We start from the raw sequence: 19,332 nt of genomic DNA on the forward strand, positions 1-19,332 counted from the left end.
TGTCGCCGGTCCGACCCGATGGGTCCGGACCCCCGGCGCCACCGTTAACACGGCCGGCTTCCAAGCACAGGAGGTGTGTACCCTGATCGTCGCCTGGTGTGTCTTCTCCGATCCGGTCGTCGTCGCGGCGAACCGTGACGAGGCGCTCGACAGACCGGCGAGCGTACCACACGCCTGGGGAGAGGGGTCGGGGATCTTCGCCCCCCGCGACGAGTGTGTGGGGGGGACCTGGATCGGGACGAACGATGCGGGGCTGTTCGTCGCCGTCACGAACCGACGCGTCGAGATCGAGGGAGGCGGCGAGCGCTCGCGCGGTCTGCTCGTCGCCGACGCGCTCGGTTACGAGAGCGCGGCAGAGGCGATCGACCACGTCGTCGCCGAGACAGACGGGGCTACCTATTCCGGGTTCAACCTCCTGATCGCCGACGCCGAGCGCGCAGCGCTGATCGAGTGGGACGGAACACGAACCCTGACCGAGATCGATCCGGGGATCCACGTCGTCGTCAACGACGGCCAGCCGGGCGTCGAGCGAAAGCGCCGTGGCGTCGAGAAACTCGTCGAACCGCGGAACGGCGAGAGCACCGAGGAGTGGCTCGTCCGGGTTCGATCGGTCCTCGTCGACCACGACCTCGGGACCTGCGTCCACGGCGAGGAGTACGGCACCCGATCGTCCTCGCTCGTACGAGTAGACCGTGAGGGAAACGCAGACTGGCGATTCGCCCCCGGGCCGCCGTGTGAGACCGAGTACGCCTCGCGCTGAGACGGTCACGGTTAAATGCCCTCGGCGACTGCTTCGGGTATGAGCGTGGCCGACATCGAGGCGGAGCTGTCGGAGGACGAGCGCGCCGGGCTCGAACTGGTTCGCGAGAGCGGCGGGATCCACCAGAGCGACTTCTGGAAGGAACTCGACGTCTCCTCGCGGAAGGGGAGTCGAATCGTCGAGAAGCTCGCCGAGACCGGCCTGATCGAGCGGACCGAGACCGTCTACAACGGCCACAACACCTACCTGCTCTCGCCCGCCGCCCGCGACCTGGAGTTCTCGCTGCTGATGGCCGGCGACATGCTCTCGCCCTTCATCGGCGAGGAGGAGGCAGACCCCCAGAGCGACGCCTTCTCGCAGTGGATCATGAACCTCGCCTACGAGGAGTACGACTGACGGACGCCGTTTCACCGCGCACCGTTTTCCGGCTCGGGTGCGCATCGCGCACCGCTCGGCTGCTCACGGGCGCTTCGTGCTCGTTCGCGCGGCTCGCGAGAGCTCCGCTCTCGCGCTGCCGCAAGAATCTGCACCAAAAAATCCGCGAGCGCCGACGGCGCTCGCGGGTGCATCGTTCGTCGGAAGTCGTCGGAGTGAATTCGCACTCGCGGGCTAAAATAGTTACAGCGTCAGCCCCGCGTGCCACCGCTCGGCACCGGCCTCCGCCTTCACCTCGTCCATCCGCTCCAGGTAGTGTACCGCGAGGCTCGCCGTCTTCGCCGCCTTCCGCTCGCCCTCGGTTCGGAACTCTCCGGTCACTCGGTTGGCGTAGACCGTACAGACCGCCCCCGCCCGGAGGCCGTAGACGTTCGCGAGCGTCAGGATCGAACTCGCCTCCATCTCCACGTTCTTCACGTTCGCCTCCTGCAGCGCGTCGATCAGCGCCTCGCTCCCCGCGGCCCGAAACCCTTCGAACCCGGGTCGGCCCTGGCCGGCGTAGAAGCTGTCGGCGCTCATCGTCAGCCCGGTGTGGTAGTCGTAGCCCAGTTCCTCGGCCGCGGCGACGAGCGCACAGACGACCTCGTAGTCGGCGGTCGCGGGGTAGTCCTCCCGCACGTACTCCGCGCTGGTCCCCTCCTGACGGACCGCACCGGTGGTGATCACCAGATCGCCCACGGCCATCCCCTCCTGGATCGCGCCGCACGATCCGACCCGGATGAACGTCTCCGTACCGACCCGTGCGAGCTCCTCGACGGCGATCGCCGCCGAGGGGCTGCCGATCCCGGTCGAGGTCACCGAGATCGGCGTTTTTCTGTACCGACCAGTAGCCGTCCGGTACTCCCGGTGATACGCCTTTTCGTCCCAGGAGTCCCACAGATCGACTACCTTCTCGACGCGCTCCGGGTTTCCGGGGAGCAGCACCGAGGGGGCGACGTCCTCCGAACCGACCTCGATGTGGTACTGGAGTTCCTCGTTGGGGTCCTCGCTGTCTCGCGTCTCCGTCATGGGTACGACAACTCCGAGCGGGCTGAAATAGCCTCTCCTCGCCGGTCGGGGCGACGCAGAAAGACGAGTGAGCCTTACCGCAACATCTCCTCGGTGATCGTATCGGGCAACAGCTCCCCGAGCGTGTACTTCCTGATCGACTCGCCCTCGTCACAGAGCACGACCAGATCCGGCTCACAGAACTCCGAGAGCGTCTGTCTGCACATCCCACAGGGCGTGACGCCGTCGCGGCGGTCCGACGAGACCGCCAGTCTGGAGAACTCCCGGTGGCCCTCCTTCACCGCCTCCGCGACGGCGACCTCCTCGGCGTGGAGGCTGTTCGAGTAGTTCGCGTTCTCTATGTTACAGCCGACGAACACCTCCCCGTCCTCGGTTTCGAGCGCCGCGCCGACCCGGTAGTTCGAATAGGGGACGTGCGCACGCGTCTGGATCTCTCGGGCGGCTTCGATGAGCTCCCGAGGACTCATTCGCCGACCTCCCGCTCGATGGCCGCGCGTGCGTCGGCGATCAGGGCGTCGACGTCCTCCGATTCCGCGTAGAGCCGGACGTACGGCTCGGTCCCGCTCGGCCTGACGAGTATCCAGGCGGCGTCGGGCCACTCCAGCCGGACGCCGTAATCGGTGTCGACGCTCGCCTCCGGGAACGTGTCGGGGAGCGATCCCTCCAGCGACTCCATCACCGCCTCCTTCCGTTCGTCCGGGCAGGCGACGGCGACCTTCCGGTACGGTCGCTCGGTGATCGGCTCCCGGAGCGCGCCGAGTCCACCCGCGTCGGCGACCAGTCGGACGAGGACCGCCGCGCTCGCGACACCGTCGATCCACCCCCCGAACGCGGTGTGGATGTGCTTCCACGGCTCGGCCGCGAAGACGACCTCCGTCTCCTCACCGCCCCCCTCGTAGACCCGGGCGATCCCCTCGTGGAGCGCCCCGAGCCTGACGCGTTCGGTGCGCCCGCCGGCCGTCTCGACGCGCTCGTCGATCCGCGCGGAGGCGTTCGGCGTCGTGACGACGACCGGATCGGCGGCGGTGGCGTGGCGGGTGTAGTGCTCGGCGAGGATCGCGAGCACGGTGTCCTCGTGGACGATTCTCCCGTGGCTATCGAGGATCACGATCCGGTCGGCGTCGCCGTCGTGGCCGATCCCCAGTTCGGTACCCGTATTCGCGACGAGCGCGCCGAGGTCCGAGAGCGTCTCCTCGGTGGGTTTGCTCGGGCGGCCGGGGAAGTGGCCGTCGACCTGTGCGTTCAGGGTGACGACCGACGCGCCGAGCTCGCGGAGTACCTGTGGCGTGGCGAGCCCGGCGACGCCGTTGCCGCAGTCGACCGCAACGCGAAGACCGACCGGCTCCGAGCCAAGACCCTCCGCGTAGGCTGCCACCGCCTCGCGGTAGCGCGGGAGGACGTCCCACTCTTCGACCGTACCCCAACGGTCCCAGCTCTCGGCGTCGACGCCCTTCGCGACGCGCGATTCGATACGGCGTTCGGCCTCGCGGTCGTACTCGACGCCCTCGCTGAACAGTTTGATACCGTTGTCGGTTGGCGGGTTGTGGCTCGCGGTGAGCATGGCGCCGCGACAGTCACGGGCGGCGAAGGCGACCGCCGGCGTCGGGACGACGCCGAGACGGCGGACGCTGGCACCGGCGCTCGTGAGCCCCGCTTCGAGCGCGGCTGCGAGCGCACCACCCGTCTCGCGACCGTCGCGACCGACGACGAACTCGTCCCCGTCGAGGCCGGCCGCTCGGCCGACCGAGAGCGCGAGCTCGGGCGTCACTCGTGTCCTCGTGTCGCCACGGATACCGGCGGTTCCGAACAGGTCCATCGGACCCGGGTTCGTGGCCGGGGAGTATAGTTCCGGTCGGTTCGCACGGGTCGCGTTACCCGATACGAGCGATCGCGGACTCGTCCGATCGATCGCAGTACCGACGACGGTCCCTATCAGAGCTCGACGCCGCTCGGGATCAGGCTCCGCTCTCTCAGCAGGGTCCCCTCGCTGTCGTAGACGAGGAAGGTGGACTTCTCGTAGGTGACCAGCTCCTCCCCGTCGACGAGGAGGTGGACGCGGAACTTCCCGTCGTCGACGCCCGACTCCTCGCCGTAGGCACGGGCGGCGCGGACGAACCGGAAGACGTCCTCCGCATCCGCGTTCAGCTCGAAGACGAAGTCGCCCGTGAGCCGGTCCGTGACGCTCACGACGCCGCTTTCCTCCGATCGAAGTCGAAACGCGACGTCGGTCCCGCGGGCGTTCAGGAGGTCGCCGTCGGGACCGACCAGCCGCTCGTCGAGGAGCTCGCCCGGCCCGTCGAACTCGATCGTTACCGTCGGCGTTTCGGGATCACCGTCGTGTTCGACCCAGTCGATCCCGCGAACGTCGAGGGTGAACTGCTCACGTCTCATCTGGTCTCCGTCATCCGGCGGTATGGGCCGGGGTGGCATGAACGTAACGCCCGCGGCTAATCGTCGGCGGGTGTTCCGGGACGGTAGGTCCGGCTGATCGCCTTCCACTTCCCGGTGTGAAAGCGCCAGTAGTTGATCGCCGCGGGGACGCTCGTCTCGGCGACGAACGCGAGGTAGAGCCCCCACAGCCCGAGCGAGGTCGTCGCACCGACGTAGGCGAGCGGTATCGCGACGACGAACATCCCGAGGAACTGGCTGTAGAAGGGCCAGCGGGTGTCGCCGCTCGCGTCGAGCGCCCCCGAGGCACCCCCCGCGACGCCCTGGAAGACGACGGCGATGCAGGCCGCGTGGACGAGCGAGACGGCGATCGGGATCGACGCCTCGCCGGACTCGCCGACGAACAGGCCGACGATCGGCTCGGAGAAGACGAAGATCACGAGCGCGGAGACGAGGTAGATCGCCACCGCGAACCGGACGATCTCGCGTCCGTAGCGCTCCGCACTCGTCTCGCGGCCGACGCCGAGTTCCTGGCCGACGAGGCTCGAGGCGGCGAGGCCGAAGCCCCAGCCGGGCGTGTTCATGACCCCCCAGATCCGCCGGGCGATGACGAACGCGGCGAGCACCTCCTCGCCGAAGATCCCCAGGATGAACAGCATCGGGAACTCCGCGACCGTCCAGACGGTGTTGCGCCCCAGCACCGGCAGGCCGATCGTCACGAGCGCGCGGATCGTCTCCCCGTCGACGTAGGTGCCGAACGGGTCGATCCTGACGGGGAACGCTCCGATCCCGGGGAACCGACCGTAGGCGAGGCCGAGCGCGAACGTCGCGGTCACCGCGACGTTCGCGAGGACGGTCCCGGCCGCCGCGCCCGCGACGCCGAAGCCGAGTCCGAAGATGAGCACCGCGTTGATCACGATGTTCGCGAGTGCGCCGCCTCCCCTGACGACCATCGCGATGTAGGCGTCGTTACAGCCGACGAGCACCCGGCTCCCGATCAGGTTCAGTCCCGCGAACGGGACGCCGAGGCCGACGATCTTGAGGTAGGTCGCTCCCTGGTCTACTACGACGGGGTTGTCGTTGAGCAGCGAGATGAGTTGTTCAGGGAACGTCCAGAAGACGGCAGTGATCGGGAGGGTGAGGAGGACCACGAGGAGGGTGCTCGACCGGACGGCGACGCCGAGCTCCTCGTAGGCGTCGGCGCCGTAGCGCTGGCTGACGAGCGCGATGGTGCCGCCGGCGACCCCGCCGCCGACGGAGAACGCCAGCCCGTAGAACGGCCCGGCGAGGCCGACCCCGGCCGTCGCGCTGATGCCGACGGCGACGCCGACCATGGCGACGTCGACCGCGTTCTTCGACATTCGGGCGATGCCGGTGACGATGCGTGGCCACGCCAGGTCCGTCGTCCGGCGCGCCCGCTCGGGATCGATGAGGCCCAACCGCGAGAGCGCGAGACCGATCCACAGGACGAAGAGCCGGAAGGGGTTCGGGAGGCGTGACACGACGACTTTCGATTCGTAGTAGTCGGACGGGTAAAGCCCTTCTCTCCTCGGCAGCCGGGTCCGGTATCAGCATCGCTCGCACGCGACGGCCTCACAGTCCACACGGCCGGTTCTCGCGCGCAAGGAAGACGCGACACGGCGCTTATCACTCCCTCGCCCGAGGGTCGTGCATGGAGCGCGATCAGCGTGGGAAGTCGGTCCGCGAGACGTACGACCGGATCGCCGCGCACTTCGCGAAGACCCGGGAGTACGCCTGGCCCGAGGTCGAGTCGTTCGTCCGCGATCGGGGGAGCGAGGCGCCGGGATCCCGCGCGCTGGACCTCGGCTGTGGGAACGGGAGACACGCCGAACTCCTCTGCGAGCACGGCTTCGAGGTGACGGGAATCGACGTGAGCGAGGGGTTGCTGGGGGAGGCGAAAGAGAGGGGGAGAGAGCGAGGGTTCGCGAGCGGTGTGGAGTGGGTGCAGGCCGACGCCGCGGCGCTCCCGATCCGTTCCGGGGTCGTCGACCTGGGACTCTACGTGGCCACGCTGCACCACCTCGCTCCCCGCGACGTGCGCGTGGCGAGCCTCTCGGAGCTCGCCAGGGTGCTCGGGTCGGAAGGGAGAGCGCTCGTGAGCGCGTGGAGCACCGACCACGACCGGTTCGACGCGAGCGAGGGGTTCGACACGACCGTCGACTGGACGCTTCCCGGCGGCGAGACGGTCACCCGCTACTACCACATCTACGATCCCGGGGAGTTCGAGACCGACCTCGCAGAGAGTGAGCTCTCGGTGATCGAGAGCGAGGTCTCGAGCGGGAACTGTTACGCTGTCGTACGCGGAGAGGAGTAGGTTCCGAGCGAGCGTCGGGCGGCCAGCACCGTCCAGAGGGCGAACAGGGCGACGACGATCATCTCCTGGAGCGCGAACCAGCTGGTCGGAGCGGTCGCGACCCGTGTGACGTAGCCGATCCAGACGGCCCACGTGAGGACGTGGAGGAGTCCGAGCACGACGCTGAACCCGCCCCACCGGTGGTCGCCCGCGAGATACGATCCGGCACCGTAGAGCGCGGTGGTGACGGGGGCCATCCCGAAGAGCAACAGCGCGGCGGGGGCGTGGAGGTCGGTATCGAGGTAGACGGCGGTGTGATCGAGGAAGAAGACCCCGACGAGACCCATCCCCACAGCCGAGAGTCCGAAACAGAGCCCACCGACGCGTTCGAGCGTGTTCCGCGCGTCGACGACGAGCCGCCAGGTGAACGGGAGCGCGAGGAGAGCGGCGACGAGCAGGCCGCCGTTGAACAGCCAGAACGTCTCCGCGCCGAGCCGTCCGAGATCCGAGAGCGCCCGCTCGCTCCACGTGAACGTCTCGGGTGGGGCGAGCAGGGTGGCGAGGAGGACCGAGGCGATGCCGATCGTCGGGGCGAGAAATCCACAGTACGCCGTCGTGCGTCTCGGATCGACCATCGGGTGGACCGAGGGTGTGGCCCTATTTAATACAGGTCGCTCGCGAAGGGTAAGGGTCTTAACGAGCCACGGGGTACGGAGAGTGCGCACCGGTGGTCTAGTGGTAGGACCTGAGCCTTCCAAGCTCATGGCCCGGGTTCGAATCCCGGCCGGTGCATTCTGCCGAGCCGAACTCGCGAGCACGGTCAGGCGAGGCGAATGCAGCACGGAGGGATTCGAGCCCTGCACGTCGCAGCCCGCGAGGCGAGCAGAGCGAGACGGGCGGGACCGTCGTGCTCCGGTTCGAATCCCGGCCGGTGCATTTTCGCGGCGAATCGACTCAAGGGCGATGAGTCAGCAGTGAGCGAGACGGTTTATGTCGCCTCATGAGTAACGGGGTACTATGACCGAGGTCGTAAGCGACGAGGGGGGTGATGGGGGGACAGCCACGGCTCGACGGCCACCGGATCAGCGTCCTTCAGGTCTCCGAGTGGGTTCACGAAGATGGAATGGACCCGGAGAACGTCGCGACGGAGTTCGATCTCGAACTCGCCGACGTCTATCGCGCGCTCACGTACTACTACGACAACATCGAGGAGATGACCGAGTGGCGCGAACGACGGACCGCCCGGATCAAGGAGAGTCGCGAGCAGGGGCCGTCGCCGGATTCGTTCTCCGAAACGGTATGAGGCTACTCTGCGACGAGAACGTCAAGCGGTCGGTGTTCGAACTCCTCCGCCAGGAGGGGTACGACGTCGAACGCGTTCAGGGCCGACTCGAACTCGGGTTCGAAGCGGAGAGATCGTCTCGTACTGCCGGGAAGCGGATCGCCTCCTGCTGACGAACGACGACGACTTCTTCGCGTTCGACACACACCCGGGCATCTTCTTCCTTGACGACCAGCGCGCACGGCCGCGGGAAGTCGTGACGGCGATCCAGCGGATTGAGCGGTTCGTCGGACCCGAGGAACTGGCGGGTCGGGTCTTCCACGTACCGGACGGGTGGGTGTGAACCACGTACGGAACAACGCGACTCTCGGTCCAGGCGGCGAGTGCGATAACGGGGCAGCCGGCGAGGACGAACACGGCCGGTGCATTCTGCCGAAAAACCTGCGAGCGACGGCTCCTCATTGTACGTTTATCCGCGCTCTCCGCCTACTGTCGGACACGATGGACGGAACCGATTCCGGGCCAGGAGACGGCGATTCGATCGCTCTCTCGACCGGACAGACGGTCGACTTGCCGCTCTCGACCGAGGCGACGATCACGGGCGCGGTCTTCTCGGCCGATCGGGAGGGAGTCGTGGACCTGCTCCCGGACGACCTCGTTCCGGTTCGGACGGCACCCGGTCGCGCCGCGGTGACGTTCCTCTGCGTCGAGTACCACCGGGTCGGTCGACGTGGGGAGATCGAACCTTACGACGAGTTCGGCGTCCTCGTTCCGGCGGTTCCCGAGGGAGTCGGACTCCTCCCCTCACCGTCGGCGTTCCTCCACGAGATCGGTGGCTACGTCTGGTACCTCCCGGTGACCTCGGAGTCGGCGCGGGCGCTCGGGATCGAGCCATGGGGCTACCCGAAGGAGGTCGCCGAGATCACCCACGAACGGAGCGGGAGTCGACGTCGGACGACCGTCGACGTGGGAGACGAGCGTCTCGTCACGATCGAGATCGACCGCCCGAGGACCCTGCCGCGACGCGAGTCCGTGGCGAGCTACACCGTGAGAGAGGGTCTTTTGCTACGAGAGCGACTCACGCTCTCGGGTGAGGTAGGTGTCTGGCCGCTCGGCGGGGCGGCTCGGTTCTCGCTCGGCGACCATCCCCGTGCCGACCGCCTTCGAGCGCTGAACCTCGGGCGGCGGGCGCTCCTGCGCGTCGCCGCCGAGGGCGAGTTCGTGATCCACGCCGGTCGACCGCTGTCGGCCGGTGACCGGGGCTGAGGAGAGCCTGTGTCAGCGGAGAAACGCCTATTTCCGAGGAGGGCCATTGAATAGGGGTCAGCATGTTCGACGCCACGTTCGGGGTCCTCGCGGAGCGACCGGCAGCAGTCGCCCTCCTCGACGGGACGCTCTCGAACGTCGCCCCCGCGCTCTCTGCGAACGAGTTCCTGCTCACCGTCTTCTCTTCGAGTTCGTCGCGGGGGCGGCGCTCGTCACCGTGCTCTACGAGGCGACGCGCTCGGGGGGTTCGGAGTGGAGTTCGTGGCTCTCGGCCGTCGGGGTGATCCTCTTCGTCTCGGGGTTCACCTCGACGCTGTTCGGGAGTTCGGTCTGGGGCGTCGGCGAGGAGGCGCTCGTCTCGGGGTTCGTCGCCGGAACGGTGGGGCTGGCGCTCGGCGTCACGACGATGGTCCTGCTGGTGCGCCCCGAGTTCGGCGGCGACTCGCCGGTCGCGAGGCTCTGCGAGACGGCGGCGAGATCGGTGTGGGGCGACGACCGGACGGGGACGGAGCCGGGATCCGGAGCCTCGCGCGAGACGGAGCGAGAGTCGCTGTAATCACTCCTCCCGGGACTGCCGGTACCACCAGCGCAGCCACTCCAGAAGCGGGGCGCTCGGGCCGTCGGTGCTGACTCTGACGGTGCCGTCGAAGCGCCAGTTCGCCACCGGCGAGTCCTCCCCGAAGGCCAGCGGGACCTCGACGCGGAGGTCCTCGACTGTGAGTTCGACGACCTCGTCGCGCTCGACGCTCTCGTCGATGAAGGCGTCGACGAGGTCGAACCAGGAGGGAGAACGCTCTCTCCGTTCACCCTCGGCGGGTGTCTCGGTGTCTGTCATGTCTCCCCAAGGGAACCGCAGCGTACTGTGTGTTGCGAGAGCGCGAGCGGCCCCGATCCGGATGATCGTCGAACGAGTCCGATCGATCCGTGCCCTCCCGGTAGCTGGGTGAGACCGGCACACAGCCACAGTCGGTTAAGGTAGCTGGCGCTCTCCCTAAGTGTATGACCGACCCCATCCCCGACCGGCTTCCCGACCGTCTCCGGCCTCGAAAGCGCGACGGACCGAGGGACGTCTCCCGCCGCCGCTTCCTTCGGGGATCGGCCGCAGCGAGCGCGACCGCCGGCGCCGTGGCGAGCGCCGGCTGTAGCGAGGAGCCCGACGAGCCCACGCCCACGCCGGAGCCGGAGGCGACGGGGTCGCCTGCCGACGAGGACGACGGGCCAGCCAGTGTGGACGACGCCGAGACGGGGGTGGAGGAGGAATCGGACGACGGGGACGACGGGGACGACGAGGAGCACGAGGAGACGACGGTCTACGTCTTCAACACGGGCGAGATGACGGTGAGCCTGATCGACCCGGCGACCGACACCCTGGTCGAGACGACGCATCTCGGAGCGACGTCGTCGTTCCCGGCGAACCAGTACGCGACGACGGTACGGGAGATCGAGACACTCTGGCTCAACGTCGAGGGCGGCGTCCGGGGCTACGATCCGGCTTCGCTCGACCTCGCCGTCGAGGTCGCGACGGGGTCGGACTCGAACTGGCAGGAGGTGACCCCCGACGGGCGACACCTCGTCGTGAGCGCACGCGAGCCGACGCACGCGCAGTACCGCATCGACGCGGATCCGGGCTCGGAGAGTTTCGGTGAGCTGACCGGCGAGATCGACCGCGACGAAGCGGGTCCCTGCGACGTCTCGATCGGACCCGAGGGGGAGTACGCCTACGTCCCGGACCTCTTCGCGGACACGCTCACCGTGATTGACGTCGAGGCGTTCGAGGTCGCCGCGCAGATCGACGTGGATCCGGTTCTGGAGGGCGTGACGGCGTCCGCGCCGTACATGGGGACCGCCTCGTGGGACGGGGAGTACCTCTCGATCGAGCACCTGGAGGGCGACCACGGCACGCAGGGGATCTGGGACGTCTCCGATCCGACGGAGCCGGAGGAGCTCGTCAGGCTCACCGAGGACGACGGCCTCGGCGGCGGGACGATCACCAGCGAGTTCGACGCGGGTGGGCAGACGCTCTACGTCTTCACCCCCGACACCGAGGACGTGACGGTGATCGACGTGGAGGAGCTCGCGGTCGTCGACCGGATCGACCTCGGTGGCTCCGCGTACGCCGGGACGTGGGACCCGACCCTGGAGAAGCTGTACGTCCCGGTGCAGTCGGCGGACGAGGTAGCGGTGATCCGGGATCGGGGGCTGATCGACCGGATCGAGGTCGGCTCGGCACCCTACGGCGCGACGGCACGACACGGCCGGCCGGAGTCGGACGTCGTCGGCCGGTTCGTCGCCACGCTCGCGGGGATGGGTGTCGACGTCGGTGGATCCGGGACCACCTACTGTATCGGGGACTGTCGGTGTGCCGTCGGTCGGTGTTCAGTCGAGGAGTGACCCGGCCTGCAGGCATGACTCCTACCCGCTCTCGAGCCGTCCGTCCGAGCGATGCGACGCCGGGAACTGCTGGGAGTGCTCGTCGGAGCCGGCGGTCTCGCCCTCCCGGGCCGTCTCGATCGCCTCGGTCACGAGGCGACCTGGCGCGAACTCGTCGTGAACCGCCCGGACGTGGTCTACCTCCCCGCGAAGTACGACGGTATGCTCACCTACGCGGTGGGGGAGACCGACGAGTACCTCCTCTCGCTCTCGGCGACCGTTCCCCACCCCTTCTTCACCGTCACCGGTACCGAGGCGAACCAGGCGAACGTCTACACGAGCGACTCCGTACACCTGATGGTGGACGTGCGGGACCGGGAGACGGGACGGGTGATCCCGTCGAACGTCTCGCTCGCGCTCTCCCGGGAGGGGGAGACGGTCGAGGAACGGGTGCTCTGGCCGATGCTCTCCCAGCGGATGGGATTTCACTACGGCGATACGTTCTCGCTCCCGGAGGACGGGAGCTACTCGGCGCGGATCGGCGTCGATCCGGTCGCGGCCAGTCGCGTCGGGACGTTTGCTGGTCGGTTCGCGGACCGGCAGACACTCGACGTGGGGATCGAGTTCTCGGAGGGGGAGATCGACGACCTGGAGTGCGTGCTGATCGACGTCGACCGGCGAGGACGACCCGGCGCGCTACCACCGATGGAGCACGACGATCACGGTCACGGTGACGGGGTAGAGGGGACCGAGGCCGACGGAGAGCACGACCATCGCGACGATCACGACGAGGGCGGGCACGGCGATCGCGGGGATGGGACGGAGCACGAACCGTCGCCCGAGCGTCTCGCCTCTCCCTCCTCGCTGCCGGGCGAGGTGCTGGGTGTCGCCGAGAGCGGCGACGCACGCGTCGCGGCGACGGTGATCGGGGGGTCGTCGACGGACGGGCCGGGGAGCTACCTCGCGGTCTCGCCGCGGACGCCACACAACGCCTATCCGCTGCCGACGCTGGCGCTCTCGGCGCGGGTACGCGACGGCGACGATGTCCGGTTCGACGGCCCGCTCCCGGAGGCGGTCGGCCCCGAGTTGGGGGTCCACTACGGCGCCGAGATGCCCGGGGTCGGTCGGGGAAACGAGGTACGGATCGCGGTCGACGCACCGCCGCAGCTCGCGCGGCACGAGGGCTACGAGACGGCGTTCCTCGACATGGATCCGGTACGATTCGATCACTGAGCCTACTCCGCCAGCCGGAGGACGAGGATGCCCGCACCGAGCAACAGTACGCTCACGACGAGCCAGTGTGGGTTCCACGCCTCGGTGCCGTGGACGACGTTGTGGAGACCGAGGAGGTAGTGGTTCACGACGCCGTCGAAGACGTTGAAGACGCCGGCGCCGACGAGGATCGACCCCACGAGGTACGTCGAGGGGAGTTTCTCACGGGTGCCGTTCGCCAGCCGCCAGAGCATCGCAGCGCCCACGAGCGCGAGCGTGAGCATCCCGAGGGTGAACAGCCCGTCGAACATCACGTTCGTCCGGAGACCGTCGATCGCGTAGGGGTCGATCAGCCCCGAGAGCAGGTGGTGTGTCTGGAAGATCAGGTGGAAGACGAGCACGTCGACGGTCGCTCCGAGTCCGAAACCGACGATGCCGCCCCACAGCAACAGCGATCGCCGTCGGTTCCCGTCGGTCATAGAAGTCGTTCATCGGGCCGGCGGAAAAGCCCGGAGCGTGCGTGTGCGCCGCGGGTCAGGGAACGAGCGTCACGGGCAGGTCGCTCTCGGTGACGACGGTCTCCGATGCGCTACCGACGACGAACCGTTCGAACCGGCCACTCGTGTTCCGCCCCATCACGAGGTGGTCGTAGCCGCGCTCCTCGGCGAGGGCGATGATCCGCTCTCCGACCTTGCCCCCGGCGTTGGACTTGCCCACGTCCTCGGTGAGCCGAAGCTCCGGCTCGACCGAGAGCCCCGCCTCCCGACAGATCTCCCCGGCACGCTCTACGAGCTCGTCGGTCGCGTCGGTCCGTTCCCGAGCGTAGTGAACCACGTCGAGGTCGCCCTCGAAGCGGTTCGCGAGCGCCGCGCCGAACCGGAGCGCCGAGAGGGAGCTATCGGAACTGTCGACCGGAACGAGGACGTACATGGCCGGGGTTCGAGGTGTCGGGACTAAACTACTTCGGCACCGCTGGCGTTGTTCAGCCGTCGTCGGCGGAGTCGTCGCTGTCGTCGTCTTCGTCAGCCCCGTCCTCGGCCCCGTCGTCGGTAACGGGTTCGTCCTCGCTCCCGTCGTTCCCGTCCTCGGATTCGAGGATGATCGTCTCCAAGGTGTCCTCCCACGTCTCGACGAACGTCCCACCGACGTAGTAGCCGTCTGCCTCCACCCCGACGTCGATCCCCCCTTCGGCCATCGTGGCCGTCGCCGTCCCGTCGGCGTCTGTGGTCGCGGTCGGGAGCTGTTCGTCGTCCGGCTGGGAGGGGTAGATCCGCATCAGGCTGACCTCGGCACCCTCGATCGGTTCTCCCCCCTCGTCCTCGACGAGGAACTCGATCTCGACGTCGTCGAGGTCGTGGTATAGCTCGGCGTAGATCCCCGGTCCTTCGTCCTCGAGCGCGACGGCCTCCAGCGTCTCGTCGATGTACCCCTCGGACTCTATCTCGACGTCGTAGGTCCCCGGCGAGACGTCCACCTCGGCCGGCCACGACTCCGGATCGGTCGTGACCTCGAACGTCACCGGCTCTCCGTTCGGGGCGTCCTCGTGACGCTCGCCGCTGACGACCGCCTCGACCGCGCTCCCCTGGTCGACGTCGATCGTCTCGACCTCGGTCGTCACGGTGTCCAGATCGTCCGGCCCGTCCTCGTCGGCGTCGCCGGCATCGTCGCCCGCTCCAGCGGTGTCGTCAGCGTCGTCTGTCTGGTCCTCGTCGGCCAGCTCGTCGTCGGAGGTACCCTCGTCGGAATCGTCTAGCGCGCCGTCGTCGCTGGTGTCGTCGTCCGCTACGTCGTCGCCCTCGTCCGCAACGTCATTCGACTCGTCCGAGTCAGTGAAATCGTCGTCCGTCTCGGTCGGTGTCTCTGCCTCGTCGTCGGGGCCGTCCGTCGCTTCTGCCCCGTCGTCGTCGGTCCGATCGTCGGCGGCGGACTCGTCGTCCCCGTCTGCGTCCTCGGAGTGGTCGTCGTCCTCGAACCGGTCGAAGTCGGCATCGTCGTCCGCCGAGTCGTCCGCGTCGTCGGCGTCCTCTGCATCGGTATCGGGATCGTCCGTGTCCGTCTCGCCCTCCTCTGCGACCTCGTCGTCGGCCGCGTCGGCGCCGATCCCATCGGCATCGTCGTCCACGCCCATCCCGGCACACCCGGCGACGGCGACGAGGAGACAGACCGCCACGACCGTCGCGAGCGACCGAAGCTCGCTCCTTCCATCGTTTCGCATTTCGAACCCGTTCGGCGGTCGACGATTTATATCTTACTGATACATTTTGAGATGAAACGAAGTCGTGACGAACCCCGCGACACGAGCGGGTGGCTGGCCGGTTGATTCTCTTCCCTTCCCTCGTCGCGATCGAGGCCGGTGCGACGACGGTGGTAAGTCGTCACACGGTCTACGGACGGCATGACCGACCGTATCCTCGTCGGACTCGACGACTCGGAGCCGGCGGCGAAGGCGCTTGAGTTCGCGCTCTCGACCTTCCCGGCGGGGGAGGTGATCGCGCTGCACGTGATCGAGCCGTTTCGGTTCCGTGAACTCGGCGGGGGCTACGAGTGGCTCAACTCGCCGGAGGCGTTCGAGCGCGCCCGCGAGCGGGCCGAACGGCTGTTCCGGGACGCGAGGGAGCGAACGACCCACCTCGGGGCGACGTTCGAGACCGCGGTCGCGACCGGCAGACCCCACAGGGCGATCGTCGACTACGCGACCGACCACGACGTCGACCACGTCGTAGTGGGGAGCCACGGGCGCACCGGCGCCTCCCGTGTCCTCCTCGGGAGCGTCGCCGAACGCGTGGTCCGGCGGTCGCCGGCGCCGGTGACGGTCGTTCGCTGACCGGTCTCGATCGATCCCCGCAACCGACTTCGGGTGTGGGCTCGTCTCTCACACCATGTACGACAGCGTGCTCGTCGCGACCGACGGGAGCACCGACGCCGAACGAGCGGTCAGGCAGGCGGTCGAGATCGCCCGACGGTTCGAGGCGGAGCTCCACGCCCTCTCGGTCGCGGACGAACGTCTCGCCAGGTCGGCGGCCACCGAGGAGACCTACCGACAGATCGCGAACCGCGCCGTCCGCGTCGCCGAGCGCGAGGCGGCAGAGGCGGGCGTCGGAGTGACCACCGCCGTCAGGACGGGAGCGCCGGCGGCCGAGATCCTCGACTACGCGAGCGAGAACGGGATCGATCTGCTCGTCGTCGGGAACAGGGGCCGAAGCGGCCTGGATCGGTTCTTCGTGGGAAGCGTCGCCGAACGCGTGGTGAGGAGGGCCGAGAGCTCCGTGCTCGTCGTCCGCTCCTAGCTAGAGCCCCCAGAAGAAGGCGATCCCGAGGGTGGTGACGACCGCGAGCAGCAGCTGGAGCGGCGCACCGACGCGGAAGAAGTCGGCGAACGTGTAGCCGCCGGGGGCGTAGACCATCAGGTTCGTCTGGTAACCGACGGGCGTCATGAACGCGGTCGAGGCGGCGAAGGTGACCGCGAGCACGAACGCGAAGGCGTTGGCGTCGATCTGTGCGGCCGCGTCGACGGCGACCGGGATCATGAGCACGACGCTCGCGTTGTTGCTGATGACGTTGGTGAGCAGCGCCGTCACGAGGTAGAAGATCCCCAGCACGACGATCGGGGAGAACAGTTCGGCGCTCTGGACGACGCCCGCGGCGATCAGCGCCGCGCCGCCGGTCCCCTCCAGGGCGATCCCGAGCGGGATCACGCCTGCGAGGAGGAAGATGACGTTCCAGTCGACGGCGTCGTAGACCTCCGAGGGGCGCACGCAGCCGGTCGCGACCATCGCGACGATCCCCGCGAGCGCGCTGATGACGATCGGGTAGATGTCGAGGGCGGCGACGGCGACGACGCCCGCGATGATCCCGATCGCGATCGGGAGCTTTCCGGTCCGGTACTGGGTCCGGGTGAGCGCCTCGACGACGACGAACTCGCGGCGGCGGTCCAGCCGGGTGACGGTGTCCTCGGTCGCCTGCAAGAGGAGCGTGTCGCCGCCGCGCAGCGGGCGCTGGCCCATCCGCTCGCGGCGGATCGCGCCGCCGCGGCGGATCGCGAGCACGGTCGCGTCGTAACGGTCGCCGAAGTTGATCTCGTCGAGCGTCGCCCCGACGATGGAGGCGTCGGGCGTGACCACGACCTCCGCGAGCTGGCGGGCGGTCTCCTCGCCACCGGTCTCTAAGTCCTCGTCGTGCATCGTCGTCGGGAGCAGGTCGAGACCCGGCCGGGCGAGCAGGCGTATCAGGACGTCCCTCCCCGTTCTGACCATCAGCACGTCGCCCTCCTGGACCTCTTTTCGTGCCAGGGGCTCGATGAACGGCTCGCCGTGGCGGATCACCTGCACGATGTCGAGGTCCATGTCGAGTTCCCCGAGAGCTTCCTCGACCGTGCGTCCGACCAGCGGCGAGTCACCCCGGACGACCACCTCGGTGAGGTACTCGGTCATCGCGAACTCCTCGGTGAGCTCCTCCTCGGCCTTGATCCGCTCGGGGATCAGGTAGGGGGCGACGACGAGCAGGTAGACGCTCCCGACGACGAGCACGACGAACCCCAGGAGGGTGAACTCGAACATCGAGAACGGGCGGTCGAGCAGGCGCGCGGAGACGTCGCTCGCGAGGATGTTCGTCGAGGTGCCGATCAGCGTGAGCATCCCGCCCATCATCGAGGCGAACGAGAGCGGCATCAGCAGTCTCGAGGGGGACGTGCCCGTCCGCCGGGCGATGTCCGTCGCCATCGGGATCATGATCGCGACGACCGGGGTGTTGTTGATGAACCCCGCGGTGCTTCCCGAGAGGCCGACGATCGCCGCGAGCTGCTTTCTCGGGCTGTCTCCGGTGACCCCGACGATCCGGTCGCCGATGAGTTTCACTACCCCCGTCTGGCGCACCCCCTCGCTCAGGACGAACATCGCGAGCACCGTGATCGTCGCGGTGCTCGAGAAACCCGAGAGGCCGTCGGCGGGCGTGATCCCCGTCCAGGGCTCGAAGACCACTAGCGCGACGATCAGCCCGATCGCGATGATGTCTATCGGCACCGGCTCGACGACGAACAGTACGAGCGCGAGGACGATGATCGCGAAGACGACGACCATCCCTGTCGTCACGGGGGGCATCGCCTGCAGGACGAGCGACGGAACCGTCATACTGCGACGCGCTACCTACCAGCGTCGGTCCCAAATAGGTGGTGGTCCGAGCGCGGCTGTCCGGTTACCGTCAACGAAAGCGATCCGACGCCTTCGAGCCCGTTCGGCGGGCCGAATCGGCAGCTCTCCGCGCCCTCGGCCGGTCCTAACCGACCGCTAAACATACTAACTCAGGTGTTAAAAATTACGTAAAGATTATATGTCTCGCCACCGTTGGACGTGAATAGTGCGCGAGAGTATATCAGAAAAACGGGTAGGTTCGGAGAGGCGAGGGTCGCTTCTCTCGATCAGCTGGATTCAGAAATCCAGTACGATCCGTCCGGACGACCGCTCTCGGCGCCACAACGACATAGAAGAACCATGACACTCAGAAACCTGTTCGCGGAGGAGGAACGCGCCGTCTCGCCGGTCATCGGGGTCATCCTGATGGTCGCGATCACGGTCATCCTCGCCGCAGTGATCGGAACGTTCGTGCTTGGACTCGGGGATGACGTAAACGCGGCACCGAGTGCTCAACTAAGCTTTCAAGTTGATGATGATACTGACAATCTAATCATTTCGCATGATGGAGGTGATGCTCTTGAACCAGGAGAGATGTCCCTTATCGTCGACGGAACTGCGATTGATGATGCATTAGATGGAGAGGAAATCCTATCCGCTGGGACTTCGTGGGAAGTAGATGGTGAAACCGCTACTGATGAAGTGACGGTTACTTTGGTCCACGACCCCAGCGATAGTATTATTAAGAGCACTGAGTTAGAATTCTCTAACTCGTAATCGCATAATTTTTATCTTAAGATTTAAACTTCTATATTCTTATTAATATAAATTTAAATTAATACACAAATTATTTTGATGTTAAGATTAGATAATCAGGACACGATTCCGTCGGAACGCTTTGGATCCTACCCATCTAACATCGCCAGGTGTCCAAAGCGTCGCTCGACTCGCGAGGGCGACTCACGCTCCCGAAAGAGATCCGAGAGCGCTTTGGCGAGCGCTACTACGTCGTCGAGCGCCACGACGGGAATCAAACTCATCCCGCTTGCAGACGACCCGCTCGACGCGCTCAGAGAGGAGTTCGCAGACGTCGACCGCTCGGCCGACGAACTCCGGGAGCGAGCGCGCGAGACGGCGCTGGACGAGGCAGGTCGGTAGACGTACGTCGGGA

Annotated in this window: 23 protein-coding genes, 1 tRNA gene and 1 pseudogene; 14 read left to right on the plus strand and 11 right to left on the minus strand. The window is 67.4% G+C overall.

Going from position 1 to position 19,332, the window contains the following annotated elements:
- Positions 1 to 73 precede the first annotated feature (73 nt).
- Entirely contained in the window at positions 74 to 760 is a 687-nt protein-coding gene (locus V2L32_RS13015) for an NRDE family protein (protein WP_331232861.1), read from the plus strand.
- Positions 761 to 799: 39 nt separating this feature from the next.
- Complete coding sequence (locus tag V2L32_RS13020; RefSeq protein WP_331232862.1) at positions 800 to 1,156, plus strand: helix-turn-helix transcriptional regulator; 357 nt, start codon at positions 800 to 802, stop codon at positions 1,154 to 1,156.
- A 222-nt stretch (positions 1,157 to 1,378) separates the two neighbouring features.
- Here the strand turns inward: V2L32_RS13020 and V2L32_RS13025 are convergent, their stop codons facing one another.
- The 5 genes from V2L32_RS13025 to V2L32_RS13045 all read right to left on the minus strand — a co-directional run bounded on the left by V2L32_RS13025 (position 1,379) and on the right by V2L32_RS13045 (position 6,093).
- Positions 1,379 to 2,203, minus strand: a complete 825-nt coding sequence (locus V2L32_RS13025) for a nucleoside phosphorylase (protein WP_331232865.1) — start codon at positions 2,201 to 2,203, stop codon at positions 1,379 to 1,381.
- Between the two features lie 74 nt (positions 2,204 to 2,277).
- On the minus strand, positions 2,278 to 2,670 hold the full coding sequence (cdd, locus tag V2L32_RS13030; RefSeq protein WP_331232867.1) for a cytidine deaminase: 393 nt from the start codon (positions 2,668 to 2,670) through the stop codon (positions 2,278 to 2,280).
- Positions 2,667 to 4,019, minus strand: a complete 1,353-nt coding sequence (locus V2L32_RS13035; protein WP_331232869.1) for a phosphohexomutase domain-containing protein — start codon at positions 4,017 to 4,019, stop codon at positions 2,667 to 2,669. The genes cdd and V2L32_RS13035 overlap by 4 nt, the downstream gene beginning before the upstream one ends.
- A gap of 116 nt (positions 4,020 to 4,135) precedes the next feature.
- Entirely contained in the window at positions 4,136 to 4,594 is a 459-nt protein-coding gene (locus V2L32_RS13040) for a DUF5793 family protein (RefSeq protein ID WP_331232870.1), read from the minus strand.
- Positions 4,595 to 4,650: 56 nt separating this feature from the next.
- On the minus strand, positions 4,651 to 6,093 hold the full coding sequence (locus tag V2L32_RS13045) for an MATE family efflux transporter (RefSeq protein WP_331232871.1): 1,443 nt from the start codon (positions 6,091 to 6,093) through the stop codon (positions 4,651 to 4,653).
- A 170-nt stretch (positions 6,094 to 6,263) separates the two neighbouring features.
- Between V2L32_RS13045 and V2L32_RS13050 the strand changes: the two genes are divergently transcribed.
- On the plus strand, positions 6,264 to 6,926 hold the full coding sequence (locus V2L32_RS13050) for a class I SAM-dependent methyltransferase (protein ID WP_331232872.1): 663 nt from the start codon (positions 6,264 to 6,266) through the stop codon (positions 6,924 to 6,926).
- Here the strand turns inward: V2L32_RS13050 and V2L32_RS13055 are convergent.
- The gene (locus V2L32_RS13055; protein ID WP_331232873.1) at positions 6,899 to 7,540 is read right to left on the minus strand and encodes a DUF998 domain-containing protein; all 642 of its coding nucleotides are present in this window, start codon (positions 7,538 to 7,540) and stop codon (positions 6,899 to 6,901) included. The two genes, V2L32_RS13050 and V2L32_RS13055, sit on opposite strands and share 28 nt — an antisense overlap.
- An 86-nt stretch (positions 7,541 to 7,626) precedes the next feature.
- Here V2L32_RS13055 and V2L32_RS13060 point away from each other — a divergent pair.
- The 5 genes from V2L32_RS13060 to V2L32_RS13080 all read left to right on the plus strand — a co-directional run bounded on the left by V2L32_RS13060 (position 7,627) and on the right by V2L32_RS13080 (position 10,009).
- Positions 7,627 to 7,697, plus strand: a tRNA-Gly gene (locus V2L32_RS13060).
- A gap of 256 nt (positions 7,698 to 7,953) precedes the next feature.
- Positions 7,954 to 8,208: a DUF433 domain-containing protein gene (locus V2L32_RS13065; protein WP_331232874.1), complete on the plus strand. Its 255-nt coding sequence runs from the start codon at positions 7,954 to 7,956 to the stop codon at positions 8,206 to 8,208.
- Positions 8,205 to 8,360 (plus strand): DUF5615 family PIN-like protein, encoded by a 156-nt coding sequence (locus V2L32_RS13070; protein WP_331232875.1) that lies wholly within the window; start codon positions 8,205 to 8,207, stop codon positions 8,358 to 8,360. Before V2L32_RS13065 ends, V2L32_RS13070 begins: the two co-directional genes overlap by 4 nt.
- A gap of 328 nt (positions 8,361 to 8,688) precedes the next feature.
- On the plus strand, positions 8,689 to 9,453 hold the full coding sequence (locus V2L32_RS13075) for an acetoacetate decarboxylase family protein (protein ID WP_331232876.1): 765 nt from the start codon (positions 8,689 to 8,691) through the stop codon (positions 9,451 to 9,453).
- Positions 9,454 to 9,670: 217 nt separating this feature from the next.
- Positions 9,671 to 10,009 carry a hypothetical protein gene (locus V2L32_RS13080; RefSeq protein ID WP_331232877.1) on the plus strand — a complete coding sequence of 113 codons (339 nt, stop codon included), beginning with the start codon at positions 9,671 to 9,673 and terminating at the stop codon, positions 10,007 to 10,009.
- On the opposite strand, the gene V2L32_RS13085 is transcribed toward V2L32_RS13080, so the two are convergent.
- Positions 10,010 to 10,288, minus strand: a complete 279-nt coding sequence (locus V2L32_RS13085; RefSeq protein WP_331232878.1) for a hypothetical protein — start codon at positions 10,286 to 10,288, stop codon at positions 10,010 to 10,012.
- A 164-nt stretch (positions 10,289 to 10,452) separates the two neighbouring features.
- Here V2L32_RS13085 and V2L32_RS13090 point away from each other — a divergent pair, with 164 nt between their 5' ends.
- Positions 10,453 to 11,844: a YncE family protein gene (locus V2L32_RS13090; protein ID WP_331232879.1), complete on the plus strand. Its 1,392-nt coding sequence runs from the start codon at positions 10,453 to 10,455 to the stop codon at positions 11,842 to 11,844.
- A gap of 51 nt (positions 11,845 to 11,895) precedes the next feature.
- Positions 11,896 to 13,056 carry a DUF7350 domain-containing protein gene (locus V2L32_RS13095; RefSeq protein WP_331232880.1) on the plus strand — a complete coding sequence of 387 codons (1,161 nt, stop codon included), beginning with the start codon at positions 11,896 to 11,898 and terminating at the stop codon, positions 13,054 to 13,056.
- 2 nt (positions 13,057 to 13,058) lie between these two features.
- Here V2L32_RS13095 and V2L32_RS13100 read toward each other — a convergent pair whose 3' ends face one another.
- The 3 genes from V2L32_RS13100 to V2L32_RS13110 are packed head-to-tail and all read right to left on the minus strand — an operon-like array spanning position 13,059 to position 15,250.
- Complete coding sequence (locus tag V2L32_RS13100) at positions 13,059 to 13,514, minus strand: DUF2243 domain-containing protein (RefSeq protein WP_331232881.1); 456 nt, start codon at positions 13,512 to 13,514, stop codon at positions 13,059 to 13,061.
- A 55-nt stretch (positions 13,515 to 13,569) separates the two neighbouring features.
- On the minus strand, positions 13,570 to 13,965 hold the full coding sequence (locus tag V2L32_RS13105) for a universal stress protein (RefSeq protein ID WP_331232882.1): 396 nt from the start codon (positions 13,963 to 13,965) through the stop codon (positions 13,570 to 13,572).
- 52 nt (positions 13,966 to 14,017) lie between these two features.
- A complete protein-coding gene (locus V2L32_RS13110; protein ID WP_331232883.1) occupies positions 14,018 to 15,250 on the minus strand; it encodes a hypothetical protein in 1,233 nt (410 codons plus the stop codon).
- Positions 15,251 to 15,430: 180 nt separating this feature from the next.
- On the opposite strand from V2L32_RS13110, the gene V2L32_RS13115 reads away from it, so the two are divergent.
- Positions 15,431 to 15,859 carry a universal stress protein gene (locus tag V2L32_RS13115; protein WP_331232884.1) on the plus strand — a complete coding sequence of 143 codons (429 nt, stop codon included), beginning with the start codon at positions 15,431 to 15,433 and terminating at the stop codon, positions 15,857 to 15,859.
- A 55-nt stretch (positions 15,860 to 15,914) separates the two neighbouring features.
- Entirely contained in the window at positions 15,915 to 16,322 is a 408-nt protein-coding gene (locus tag V2L32_RS13120) for a universal stress protein (protein WP_331232885.1), read from the plus strand.
- Here the strand turns inward: V2L32_RS13120 and V2L32_RS13125 are convergent, their stop codons facing one another.
- A complete protein-coding gene (locus V2L32_RS13125) occupies positions 16,323 to 18,131 on the minus strand; it encodes an SLC13 family permease (protein WP_409348443.1) in 1,809 nt (602 codons plus the stop codon). It lies immediately after the preceding gene.
- Between the two features lie 390 nt (positions 18,132 to 18,521).
- Between V2L32_RS13125 and V2L32_RS13130 the strand changes: the two genes are divergently transcribed.
- Positions 18,522 to 18,938 carry a type IV pilin N-terminal domain-containing protein gene (locus V2L32_RS13130; protein WP_331232886.1) on the plus strand — a complete coding sequence of 139 codons (417 nt, stop codon included), beginning with the start codon at positions 18,522 to 18,524 and terminating at the stop codon, positions 18,936 to 18,938.
- 149 nt (positions 18,939 to 19,087) lie between these two features.
- A pseudogene (locus V2L32_RS13135) lies at positions 19,088 to 19,319 on the plus strand (AbrB/MazE/SpoVT family DNA-binding domain-containing protein).
- The last annotated feature ends 13 nt before the right edge of the window (positions 19,320 to 19,332 follow it).

The sequence above is a fragment of the Halalkalicoccus sp. CGA53 genome (genome assembly GCF_036429475.1).
Taxonomy (GTDB): Archaea; Halobacteriota; Halobacteria; order Halobacteriales; family Halalkalicoccaceae; genus Natronorarus; species Natronorarus salvus.